The sequence below is a fragment of the Pseudomonas inefficax genome (genome assembly GCF_900277125.1).
In the GTDB taxonomy this organism is placed as follows: domain Bacteria; phylum Pseudomonadota; class Gammaproteobacteria; order Pseudomonadales; family Pseudomonadaceae; genus Aquipseudomonas; species Aquipseudomonas inefficax.
This window is the reverse complement of sequence record NZ_OPYN01000014.1, coordinates 1-1263: the sequence shown is the minus strand read 5'-3', so window position 1 is coordinate 1263 and position 1263 is coordinate 1. Positions and strand designations below refer to the sequence as shown.

Annotated in this window: 1 protein-coding gene and 1 pseudogene; both read right to left on the bottom strand. The window is 66.8% G+C overall.

Going from position 1 to position 1263, the window contains the following annotated elements; translation table 11 throughout:
* Positions 1–1051: FUSC family protein (locus tag JV551A3_RS01980; protein ID WP_133978277.1), on the bottom strand; the 1051-nt coding region annotated here is incomplete at its 3' end.
* Positions 1048–1263 (bottom strand): annotated as a pseudogene (locus JV551A3_RS01975) (MarR family transcriptional regulator); the annotation flags it as partial. The pseudogene JV551A3_RS01975 and the gene JV551A3_RS01980, both read right to left, overlap by 4 nt.

Sequence of the window (1263 nt, the reverse complement as noted above, 5' to 3'; positions counted from 1 at the left end):
ACACCGCGCGCCAGGGTTTGGAATCGTCGCTGCGCAGGGCATGTTGCAGGCTGCAGCAGTCCTGCCACAGATCGACCCATTCGGTCAGGCGATACAGGGCGTTGGACAATAGCAGTTCGGCGCGCTGATCGAGGGCCGCGGCGCCCGGCTGCAGGCGCTCGATCTGTTCGTGCAGGGCGGTCCAACGGGCGACCGAGGCGCTGTCGACGGTGCCCTTGAGCCATTCGCGGGCGGCATCGAGCAACGGTTGCAACTGAGCGAACTGGGCCGGGGCGCGGCCTTCTAAGGCGACCAGGGCGTCGTCGAGGGCGTCGATCACCGGCAGCAAGTGGATCATGCGCCCACGCAACTCGCGGGCGTTCTTCAGGGTGTGCGGACCTGCGCCTTCATGGCCGAGCTGGCCGATCATCAGCTCCAGCGAGTTGAAGGTGGTGACCATCGCCCCGCGCATGCCGCCGACCTGGTCTGCGCCAGCCTGACGGGCCAGGTAGGTGTCGCTGTAGCGGATCGCCTCGGCGAACCAGCTACCAGTGGCACCGACTACAACCGGCGCCAGCCGGCGTGGCCAGAAGATCGCCCCGACCACCGCCGCACAGACGATTCCCAGGCAGATTTCCTGGGCGCGGGAAGACGCCACATCGAACACCGCAAGCGGGTTGTCGACCACCGCCAGGGCAATCATCGGCAAGGTGTAGCCAGCCAGCATCAGCACGTAGTTGTTGGCGGTGCGCAGGTTCAGCGAAAGGAACAGCAAGGTGCCAGTCCACAGGGCAATGGCGATGCTCAGCAGCAACGGCGACTGCACCAGCGGTGGTACCAGGAAAATCGCCCCGCCGGCGCCGAGAAGCGTGCCCACGGCACGGTACAGGGCCTTGGAGCTGGTGGGGCCAAGGAACGGGCTGGAGACGATGTACACCGTGGCCATGGCCCAATAGGGGCGCGGCAACTGCATGAGCAGGGCGATGTACAGGGCGATCATGGAGGCGGCAAAGGTACGCACGCCATAAAACCAGTCGCGGGCGGGTGGCACCGAGCTGAAGAAACCGCTCATGCTACCGCGCCCGTGTTGCCCAGGCCGGCGGCTTCGAAGGCACGCAGCACGCGCAAGGCGGCTTCCAGATCGGCCTGGTCGATGCCATGCAGCACTTCGCGGCGCAGGCGCACCAGTTCGGCTTCGATGGATTCGGCCAGGGTGCGGCCTTCGGCGGTCAGGCTCAGGGCCTTGGCGCGGCGGTCCAGCGGGTCCTCGCTGCGGCATACCAG